This is a genomic window from Pseudomonas sp. AM4(2022) (assembly GCF_036346515.1).
GTDB classification, from domain to species: Bacteria; Pseudomonadota; Gammaproteobacteria; order Pseudomonadales; family Pseudomonadaceae; genus Aquipseudomonas; species Aquipseudomonas paracarnis.
On record NZ_JAOTNW010000001.1, the window covers coordinates 508,121 to 517,814 of the forward strand.

Sequence of the window (9,694 nt, forward strand, 5' to 3'; positions counted from 1 at the left end):
GAGCCCACCATGAGTAACAAACCAAAGCGTCTGCATGAAGAAAAATTCGTTATTCGCCTTCCCGACGGGATGCGCGAACGCATCGCGTTGGAAGCACGTGACAACGCCAGGTCGATGAACTCAGAAATTGTTTATCGGCTGGAGACAACTGCCGAACTTGAAGCCGCTCTGGATCGCGCTTTGAAAATCATTGACCAGCTCTTGGCGGCAAGCCCGGCTTACGAGCAGCCAGGAGCCAGAGTATGAAAGCGTCTTTGGCCCAGACCATGAAAGATAAGCTGTTGCTGCCGGCGTTTGAATCGAAGTCGCCGGTGGCAGAGCGAATGAGTGACCCCATCGTCGATACCCCCATGCTGTTGACCCTCGACGAAACGCTGCCGTATGACGAAAACCCAAGGACGACGCGTAACCCCAAGTACGATGAAATTAAAGAGTCGATACGGAATCGGGGTCTCGATACGCCACCTCCCGTAACCCGTAAACCTGGGGAAAATAAGTACCGGATCCGCAACGGCGGCAACACGCGTCTGGCAATTTTAAACGAGTTGTATCGTGAGACCGGCGACGAGAAGTATTTCAAGTTCCACTGCCTATTTCGCCCCTGGGACGCCGTTCGGGGCGAAATCATTTCGCTCACCGGCCACTTGGCTGAAAACGACCTGCAAGGCCAGCTCCTGTTCATTGAGCGAGCTATTGGTGTCGATAAAGCAAAAGTGTTGTATGAGGCTGAAGCTGGAGAATCGATCTCTCAACGTGAACTTGCAAGACGACTGGCCGCTGATGGATATCCAGTTTCACAATCACACATCAGCAAAATGCTGGAAACAATCCGACACTTACTGCCTGCTGCTCCAAACCTGCTTTATTCAGGGCTTGGAGTAGACCGTATTACGAGACTTCTAGCATTACGCAAAACAGCCCTTCAGTGCTGGGATCGTAATTATCAAGAGCAGGAGCAGGAGCAGCACCTTGATTTCGATACGCTTTTCCAAGATGTACTGTCCCAGTTTGAGGGCGACGCTGAAGAATTCCTATTCCAGCGATTTCAGGACGAATTGATAGATCAGCTTAAAAAGCCGCTGAACCTCGGCTACGAGCAGATACTGTTGGAAATCACTCAGAACCAGGACCAATTGCGTCGGTCTACGCCGGTTCTTGAGCTGCCACAGTACCCTGCATCGCAATTTGAGGGGGGGACTCAACTTAACGTTTCAAACAATGGCATTGAGTCTAATCAGAACACTCTACAACTACCCCCTACTACTTCGGGGGGCAGCACACATAAGACGACGCCCTCCAAAGAGAGTCCTTCACCTCAAAGGGTGCAACAGCAACTGGCACCTGCTCCGCAGGAGCAAATGAGCCCACAAGAGCGCCAAGCACGTATCGATGGGCACGTTGCGAGCCCTGTGAAGACTTCTCCCAGAGTCGACAAGATGAAACGGGAGCTCGCTGCGCTTGACGGTGAGGTCTTGCCCGACTTCGCCTCCAATGCCTTGGTGGCCATCCCTGTTCAAGCTGGCGGGCTCAATCCCATTTCTGACCTTTGGTACATCGAACGCGAAATAGACAATACCGCGACCCTGCGTCAGCACATCGCTCAATTGGCTCGCGAAATAGCCAGCTCGGTCAAAGCCCCAGGTCAATTTATCGATATCGATGGTGGCGTCGGGTTCAGCTACCGACACCCCGAAGCGGAAGTCGAAATTACTGCCACAGCCCAACATACCTTGACGCTGCTCCAGTCTTTGAGCGGCTCGATGGCCATCGTACTGAAAATGATTCAGCAGCAACCCGAGCTTCAAATCGACGCGTTGGCTGACTTTGAGTTCGCAGCCGGGCTGGGTCAGATCTTACTAGGTCAGCCTCACACAAAAGATCAGCCCCCTGAAAGTGAATGCCGTCTCAGCGACGGCGCTCTAGTGAAGCTGTTCCGCATTATTCGTCTCGCAAGACGTTTGATTGACCTGGAAATCCAGTCAGTCGCCAACAACGGTCCGAATTCAGCCAGTTAACACACGGACTCTACAAGGGGGAGTCGTCATGTCCAAGACACCAATAAATGAAGCAATCCTGTCACAGGTGCTTCATCACATGCGTAATGGTCAACTTCGGCGCTGCATCGAAATGGGCCTGGAGCCAGAGATATTGGCTCAGCTCCAACAACCTTCAGTACTGAGCTTGCTGCTTAACACTCCCGTGTCTTGGTGCAACGTCACCATTGATGGGGACATGGTAAAAAAACTACTGTCAGGCGCGCAGCGTTCTGATGAAGAAGTGCGCATGATTGAACGTGCGCTGCGACTTGGCGCGACCACTCAAATGCTGCAACAGTTCTTCGGGCTGTCTCCGCAGGATGTGGCACTTCAACGCCTCATGATCGGCGTGACGGCACGTCGTGGCCGTTGGCGCGAATTCAGTGAGGAGATGGACGCTCAGCTTTGGTACCGATGGACGCACCTAATGCAAGAGCATCAGGTAGAGCTTGGCGACAGTCTCGCGTTGCTGGACATCGCCATGTTAGTCGCCGAGGAACTCAATGCTCCACAGGATACTAGCCCAGATGAAACCCACGAAAACCTCAGCCTGGCCATCATCTGGCATCGCATTCAGTCCTGGATAAAGGAAGGGCTTTACCCTCCTGCAAACCCTGGCCTTCCGAGAAGGCTACAGCTTGTGTCTTCTCAACGACTTGCACAGCCTGCAGCGACATCGGTGGAAGGTGACTCTGTATTATGAGGTTGTCTCGGCTCCCCTTGTCGACGCTTTTAGACTCGGCCTCGGGTCACCTTGAAGCTCACTTGCTTCAGAAAAAAGAGTCGGCGCCTCCGGGGATTGAAGGGTCTTCCCCCTACTCCGGAATTATTTTCAGCGGGAACCCACACGAAACGGTACCTCGCCGATTGCTTTTGGATGATCGCTTAACCCCGCTTGAAAGAAACACCTGGCAGGTATTTCGCCTACTGATCAATGACGACGGCCTTACGGCGTTCCCTACCTATGACCAACTGCGGCCATATTTGGGTATGCAACCCGGTAGGCCAGCCTCACGTGAAACTGTATCAAAAGCATTAGTCACCTTACGTCTCACCCGTTGGCTTAGCCTTGGGCGACGGGTGCGCAATGACCTGAGTGGACAAGTGCAAGGCAACGTCTACCTGCTTCATGACGAACCGGTCACACCGGCCGAAGCTCTAGAGTTCGACAAGGACTACTTGCAGCTACTCGCGCATTCAATGCAGCACCAGACCAAGGTGATTCGCGAAGTAGCGGAAATTGCCTGGAAGGAATTTGCAGCTGATCCTGACGTTGGCCAACGCTTACCTAGCAGGCTGGACATCATCGAATCCCGCATGAATAGCCAGGCTTGGACCAAAGCGCAGGCGCCAGTCGTACCTAAAGCGACTGAGTTCGGAATCCGAACTCAGCAAAATATAGCTTTATCTCCACTGAGTTCGAATACCGAACTCAGTGAAAAAGGCGAAGAGCGAATCGCTTTGGAGCAGAGTTCGGATGCCGAACTCAGCCGTAAATCACTGAGTTCGGGCTTAGTTCGGCATCCGAACTCATATAGTACGTATACAGATACACACAAAGATGTTTGTAAAAGCTCTGTACATGTACCGCCCGCACCAAACGACATCGCTGCCGATTTGCTCGGTGCACTGCATCGACTACCGGTCGAGCAAAAACAGAACGCGGTCCTGGCGCTCCAAAAGGTTCCAGCAGAATTGAAAACGGCGCTCATCAAACAATGGGTCCATCGCTGTGACTCGGGAGGGGTCCGAAACCCGCTTGGATACTTGATGACGCTAGTCGGCATGGCCGTTCGCGGCGATTTCAACAGCCAATGGAACCCTGACGACAAGGCAAAAGCGAGCCCCGGGCCTCAAGACGCTTCAGCCCCGCCAGAGGGCGCAGAGCAGCCGACGAAGACGGTAACTCAGCCGCGTAGCCCTGAGTCGATACAAACCGCGAAACACACACTCAGCGGAATGTTGCATTTGCTGAAACCGAGTCGGGGGACAAACCCATGAAGCCGGGAGGAAAACTAGCTTATCGAAAAGTTGCGACCCGCAACGCCCAGTTAAAATCTGGCATCCGTACCGCAAACACATCAAGTGATGTGGCCCGCATCACCCAGTCGGTATCCGGCATCGATGACGGCGCTCTTGCGAGTGATTCGGCCCGAATCACTCTGGCAAGATCCCACATTGGTGGTGAACTTCCTGCAAGTGATGTCGGCTACATCACCCAGCCAACATCCGACAGCGTTGCTGGCAGTCACGCGTGCGATTCGGCCCGAATCACCTCGGCAGACTCCCGGATCGTTGCTGACAGTCACACAAGTGATTCGGCCCGAATCACTCTGGCAAGATCCCACACTGGTGGTGAACTTCCTGCAAGTGATGTCGTCTACGTCTCCCAGCCAACATCCGACAGCGTTGCTGGCAGTCACGCGAGCGATTCGGCCCGAATCACCTCGGCAGACTCCCGGATCGTTGCTGACAGTTACGCAAGTGATTCGGCCCGAATCACTCTGGCAAGATCCCACACTGGTGGTGAACTTCCTGCAAGTGATGTCGCCTACGTCACCCAGCCAACATCCGACAGCGTTGCTGGCAGTCACGCGAGCGATTCGGCCCGAATTACCTCGGCAGACTCCCGGATCGTTGCTAACAGTCACGCAAGTGATTCGACCCGCATCGCCCTCGACAGGCTCCGATATCGGTGCCGGGGACACAGCAAGTGTTGTGGCCCACAACACCCTGACAAGATCCGGCACCGGAGGTGGTAGCCATATAAGTGTTGCGGCCCGCAACACCTTGGCAGGACTCAGCATCGGTTGGGCAGCTCTGCAAGTGATTCGGCCCGCACCGCAATGAAGGAGTCCGAAATCGGTGGTGGCTATCAGCTCACTGGCGAGTTACAGCTCTTCCTATATACAGAGGCCACAACAAATCCCCTTCCATCGGGCTACGTATTTAATGCTGCGTCTCCTATAGCCAAATTGCAGCATGGGTACGTCAATCCTCTTCCCAAGGAAACACTGCACCATGGCTGATAACTTCCGGCTCAACATCGGTTCACTGCGCAGCGATGTGAAGCTCACCCTTCACACCCACCATGCCGCTCGTATATGGATGGGGCGCCCTAAAAATGACCTCAAAGCCGGCATCATCGGTCTGTCAGGGTTCTGCACTGTCGTCAACCGAATGTCTCGTGGCGCCCAACAGGATGATCCCTACTCTGACTGGTGGATGATCCTCCTCGAAGAGAAGATCAACGACTCCAAGGAAGCGTTAAAGACCATCGAAGATCGCCTGGACACAGCCATGGCCTCCCTTCCGCCGGCCATCAGCATTAGCGAAAACCTTTCGATCCAGCCTGTCAGCCTCCCGCTGTACATCTCCAATCCCCTGGGATTTCAGGCTGTGTACCTCCTGACGAACTACGACGAAATTGTCAGACGCATTCTGCTGGCCCAGCACGTTGGCCTTGTCGGGCGACACGATATGGAAACCTGGATCGATGAAGGCGCAGCGGTACTACGGAGACTGTTTGGCCTGGCCCAGATCTATAAGTACTCAGGCGCTGCTCGCGACGACTTCGCGGCAAACAATGCCAAGGCTGAAGCAGCCCGCAAAATGTACGAGCGCTACGGTGAGCTGCCACAGGACATCCTGGAAGGCACCCGCCGTTCGAATTTCGCGCCACCGATCATCCGCGGTCAGCAGCAAACCGACACGGATGATCATCTCGATGACTCCGTTGAGGGTTAAAGAGCATGGGCCAGATTCCCTCCAATGATGGGTCGCTGCAACAGACCGCCTTCCGGCCACTGCAACAGGAAGCCTTTCAGCGACTGCAACAGGCCGCCTCACTAAAAGGCCTTTTAAAGCCTTTTAAAGGTAAGGGGGAGCTGACCCAATTTGCCGATCTTTGCCGAGCTCAAGAATCGGACTTAAAAGCTCTTGCCCAGGAAGTACTGAGCCAGGCCCGCCGATATCCATTCACCCTTGTTCCAGTGCGGTTGACTGAGCAAAACACCCAAGCCGGTACCCAGTTTTTGAGATGGCAGCTGGTGACAGATCGGAGGATGGGCGTCGGAGTTTGGGCAGAAATGATGGGTTCACCCAGAACACCGGAATCCATGCTGCAGGATCTTTACGTGATGGAGCTGCAGCGCATCACCTTGAACATGCAAATGAGTTTGCTGCACTCGATCACCAAACAGGCCGCCGAGTGCGCAGAAAAAATGGGCCAGGCAGAGGCCGTGTATACCGCTCGCCTGCAGCAGCTCAACAACCCAACGCAACACCAATAACCTCGGAGAATACTCATGGGCACACCCGTACAAGGCTGGGAAGGCAATATCGGTTCTGCACCGGAATTCAAAGAATTCCCCAACGGCAATAAAGACCCACGTCGACTCATGCGGGCCAACGTTTACTTCGACAATTCGATTCCGGATGGCAAAGGCGGCTACGAAGACCGTGGCGGTTTTTGGGCGAATGTGGAGTGGTGGCACAAGGACGCCGAGCATTACTCGCAACTGTTCCAGAAAGGTATGCGAGTGCTGGTTTCCGGTCGCGCTGTTATGGACCGCTGGAAGAACGACGAAGGAGAATTCGAAGCTTTGAAAATTCAGGCCAGCCGCGTCGGCATGCTGCCGCACCGCGTGACCATGGTGAATCTGGCACCTTCGCACAACCAGAATTCGCAACAGTCCAACAGACCCGAATCGCGGCCGCAGCCAGCTCCAGGCCCGGATGAATATCCAGATACCGATCCACCGCAATTCTGAAAACAGGGGCTTAATTTTTCGGCCCATTCGTGTAGCTGTCGGTGTTGGGGGAAACAGCTCATCGTTTCCCCCGACCTCATTAGGGAACTACTACAAATTAGGACGTGCCGATGGATGAAGTTTTGAGGGACCCAACAGGGTACGTTGTCATTGGCGCAGAGCACCCAGCTTTAGGCCGCGTTTACTGGGCTTACTTTGATGAAAGCGAGGTGAATGCTCCGGACTACTACGGGCTCACCCTGGACCTAAACCGAGCATCATGGGCTCCAGTTGGGTGGCGAACGGGGGAGGATCTGATGGGGGGCCGTGGAGAGACAGACCTTGATACCTGGCAAGCCCGCCGATTTATCAACACCTTGCTCGATGAATACCGCTTTGATACTGAATACCGCGTCGACTTTGACTACGACGACGAAATGACTGAACACTTATATGGCAAGCTGGAACAACTACGTGTTCAAAGCGGACAATCCACTCAGGACTTCATCGCGTGGATCAGAGCTGCGAACTGGACGGACGAGCCAGCTTCGAATTGACATCAAACCGCCAATTGGTTGGCAAAAAATCGCGCCATTCGTTAACTTTCAGGTTGAGTCACACTTCCATTCGGCTATTTCAAGCACAGAAGATTAAAACCTCCGTTTTTGTGGAAAAAAATGCTCTATTCGTGATGCTACTGTCTGATAGATCTGTTCTTCGGGGACCGATAGCCAATGGCGCAATCTCGAACTTCTTTGAAACCAGCAGATAGGCGGCAATTCAATAACCCCCATACTACCGTTCAAATAGCCGGTGCTGACGCCGCCCGGAAAGGGCTACGGGTGTATGACTGCCCTTACCACCATCCTGCGATGCGCGCGTCGTGGCTAAAGGGCTTTGCCCAGGAACAGCAGCTGTCGCTGAAGCTCTAGCCGCTAAAAGCCTCCCGTTGTGCATTGACCATTTCCCATTGAAGCCCTACCTGCCATGACGTGACAGTCCCTCTCTGCTTAATTGAGAAGGGGCACACCGTGAAGCTATTGATCATCGAGGCACCTGGGAAGCGGAAAAAGCTTCAGCCAATGATGGAGAAGCTGCGCCCAGGTGAAAACTGGAAGGTGGTCGCAAGTGGTGGGCACATACGCGACTTGCCGGCCAGTGGGCAGGACGACAGCATGATCACTACCGGTGTCCGCAAAGATTACAGACCGGTGTACGTGATCCTGGAAAAAAGCGCCAAGGCCGTGCAAACCATGAAGGCCGCAGCTAAAGAGGCCGATGAAATCTACCTTGCAACCGACCCGGATCGCGAAGGTGAAAGCATCAGCTGGCACATCCAGCAAGTATTGGCGATCAAAGCCTACAAACGCGTCACCTTCAATGAAATCACCCTTAAGCGTGTCGCAGAGGCTCTAGCCAATCCTCGCCAAATCGATTTGAACAGAGTCGCGTCACAAGAATGCCGGCGTGTACTTGATCGTTTGGTGGGTTACCTGGTGACTCAGGAGCTACGCCGACTGATGGGCAAGCCCACCTCTGCAGGCCGCGTGCAATCGCCTGCCGTATACCTGGTGGTTTTGCGCGAGCGCGAGATCCGTAACTTCCAGGTAGTCAACCACTTCGGAGTGCGTCTGAACTTTATGGATATGAATCAGGGCTCCACCTGGTATGCAGATTGGCAACCGGTACCGGAGTTCGCGAGCAAAGACTTTCCTTACGTTCAAGATGCCAACCTGGCCCAACTCGTCGCCGGCACACGTAATGTCGTCGTCGAGTCCTGTGAAGACCGCAAGGCTGAGCGCCATCCACCCGCGCCCTTTATCTCTTCCACCCTTCAACAAGCAGCCAGCAACGCCTTGAAATGGGACCCGGACAAAACCATGCAAGTCGCCCAGCGATTGTATGAACAAGGCGTCATTACCTACCACAGGACGGATAATCCCAACGTACCAGACGAGGCTATGGAGGATATAAGAACCGTAGCTAGATCCATCGGGTTGAAGACCGTCGACCAGCGACGTACATTCAAGGCCGCCGAAGGCGCGCAGGAAGGCCACCCCGCTATTACCCCGACGCATTGGGCTGATGCAAAAGCTGGTGAGAACGACGAGGAGCTCGCCCTGTACAAGTTGATTTGGGTCCGGGCGCTGGCCAGCCAGATCGAAGCGGCGGTTTTCGACGTGCGTGCTGTAAAACTGCTCGCGGTTGGCCCAAATGGTAAAGCTCTGCGATTCAATGCAACTGGTGAAACACTTTTTCATCCTGGGTGGCGGAAACTGCTCAAGGGCGATGACACAGACGATGGGGAAGATGCAGCAGCGAGCAACCCAGTTCCTGCACTCTCACCAAAACAGATCCTCTCTGTGCACAACGGAGAACTGCTGAAGAAGAAAACTCAGCCGCCATCCCGCTACACCAAGGCCAGTCTAATCAAAGAAATGGAGCGCCGCGGTATTGGTCGTCCCAGTACGTTCGCCTCGATCTTGAAGAACATCACCAGCAAAGGAATGATTGAGGAAAAAAGCCGCAAGCTGGTACCGGCGCCGCTGGGGGAGGAAACAATCGCGAAGCTGGAAGGGTTCTTCAGTTTCGTGGAGCTCGATTTTACGAGGGAGCTGGAGCGCGATTTGGACAAAATCGCCCAGGGCCAAGACACCTATGGAGCTGTCGTTGCGCGTCTGCATAGACGCCTGGAAGAGGAACTGTCTCAGCAACGTGGAATGCCGAGTGTGCCGATGGCGTCCGCTCCACGCCCAGCCACAGCAGGTGGCGCTTTCAACTGTCCAAAGTGCAATCAGCCCCTCGCAAGGCGACAGAAAAAAGGGGACGGTGGCTATGACTTTTGGGGTTGTACAGGCTTCAAATCGAATGGATGCAAGGTGAGTTTTCCAAACTTGAATGGCAAAC

The 9,694-nt window shown here is 54.2% G+C and carries 10 protein-coding genes; all 10 read left to right on the plus strand.

The genetic code is table 11. From position 1 onward, the window contains the following. Positions 1-9: 9 nt before the first annotated feature. Complete coding sequence (locus ODQ19_RS02275) at positions 10-246, plus strand: Arc family DNA-binding protein (protein ID WP_032877856.1); 237 nt, start codon at positions 10-12, stop codon at positions 244-246. Further along, a complete protein-coding gene (locus ODQ19_RS02280; protein WP_169850546.1) occupies positions 243-2,015 on the plus strand; it encodes a ParB family protein in 1,773 nt (590 codons plus the stop codon). The genes ODQ19_RS02275 and ODQ19_RS02280 overlap by 4 nt, the downstream gene beginning before the upstream one ends. A 28-nt stretch (positions 2,016-2,043) precedes the next feature. After that, complete coding sequence (locus ODQ19_RS02285) at positions 2,044-2,739, plus strand: DUF2857 domain-containing protein (RefSeq protein WP_008437329.1); 696 nt, start codon at positions 2,044-2,046, stop codon at positions 2,737-2,739. Further along, positions 2,736-4,037, plus strand: coding sequence for an STY4528 family pathogenicity island replication protein (locus tag ODQ19_RS02290; RefSeq protein WP_169850545.1), 1,302 nt, complete (start codon positions 2,736-2,738; stop codon positions 4,035-4,037). Before ODQ19_RS02285 ends, ODQ19_RS02290 begins: the two co-directional genes overlap by 4 nt. A gap of 1,020 nt (positions 4,038-5,057) precedes the next feature. Beyond that, positions 5,058-5,783 carry a PFL_4669 family integrating conjugative element protein gene (locus ODQ19_RS02295; protein WP_169850544.1) on the plus strand — a complete coding sequence of 242 codons (726 nt, stop codon included), beginning with the start codon at positions 5,058-5,060 and terminating at the stop codon, positions 5,781-5,783. A 5-nt stretch (positions 5,784-5,788) separates the two neighbouring features. Further along, positions 5,789-6,328, plus strand: a complete 540-nt coding sequence (locus ODQ19_RS02300; RefSeq protein WP_032881095.1) for a DUF3158 family protein — start codon at positions 5,789-5,791, stop codon at positions 6,326-6,328. 15 nt (positions 6,329-6,343) lie between these two features. After that, complete coding sequence (locus tag ODQ19_RS02305; protein ID WP_169850543.1) at positions 6,344-6,808, plus strand: single-stranded DNA-binding protein; 465 nt, start codon at positions 6,344-6,346, stop codon at positions 6,806-6,808. A 110-nt stretch (positions 6,809-6,918) separates the two neighbouring features. Beyond that, the gene (locus ODQ19_RS02310) at positions 6,919-7,344 is read left to right on the plus strand and encodes a hypothetical protein (RefSeq protein WP_169850542.1); all 426 of its coding nucleotides are present in this window, start codon (positions 6,919-6,921) and stop codon (positions 7,342-7,344) included. Positions 7,345-7,521: 177 nt separating this feature from the next. Further along, positions 7,522-7,719 carry a CrpP family ICE-associated protein gene (locus ODQ19_RS02315; RefSeq protein WP_169850541.1) on the plus strand — a complete coding sequence of 66 codons (198 nt, stop codon included), beginning with the start codon at positions 7,522-7,524 and terminating at the stop codon, positions 7,717-7,719. A gap of 99 nt (positions 7,720-7,818) precedes the next feature. After that, a partial coding sequence (gene topA, locus ODQ19_RS02320; RefSeq protein WP_330209236.1) for a type I DNA topoisomerase occupies positions 7,819-9,694 on the plus strand: 1,876 nt, incomplete at its 3' end.

What these genes read in the sequence shown, in the direction of transcription:
- ODQ19_RS02275 (WP_032877856.1), top strand. Translation starts at nt 10, where the DNA reads ATGAGTAACAAACCAAAGCGTCTGCATGAAGAAAAATTCGTTATTCGC.
- ODQ19_RS02280 (WP_169850546.1), top strand. Translation starts at nt 243, where the DNA reads ATGAAAGCGTCTTTGGCCCAGACCATGAAAGATAAGCTGTTGCTGCCG.
- ODQ19_RS02285 (WP_008437329.1), top strand. Translation starts at nt 2,044, where the DNA reads ATGTCCAAGACACCAATAAATGAAGCAATCCTGTCACAGGTGCTTCAT.
- ODQ19_RS02290 (WP_169850545.1), top strand. Translation starts at nt 2,736, where the DNA reads ATGAGGTTGTCTCGGCTCCCCTTGTCGACGCTTTTAGACTCGGCCTCG.
- ODQ19_RS02295 (WP_169850544.1), top strand. Translation starts at nt 5,058, where the DNA reads ATGGCTGATAACTTCCGGCTCAACATCGGTTCACTGCGCAGCGATGTG.
- ODQ19_RS02300 (WP_032881095.1), top strand. Translation starts at nt 5,789, where the DNA reads ATGGGCCAGATTCCCTCCAATGATGGGTCGCTGCAACAGACCGCCTTC.
- ODQ19_RS02305 (WP_169850543.1), top strand. Translation starts at nt 6,344, where the DNA reads ATGGGCACACCCGTACAAGGCTGGGAAGGCAATATCGGTTCTGCACCG.
- ODQ19_RS02310 (WP_169850542.1), top strand. Translation starts at nt 6,919, where the DNA reads ATGGATGAAGTTTTGAGGGACCCAACAGGGTACGTTGTCATTGGCGCA.
- ODQ19_RS02315 (WP_169850541.1), top strand. Translation starts at nt 7,522, where the DNA reads ATGGCGCAATCTCGAACTTCTTTGAAACCAGCAGATAGGCGGCAATTC.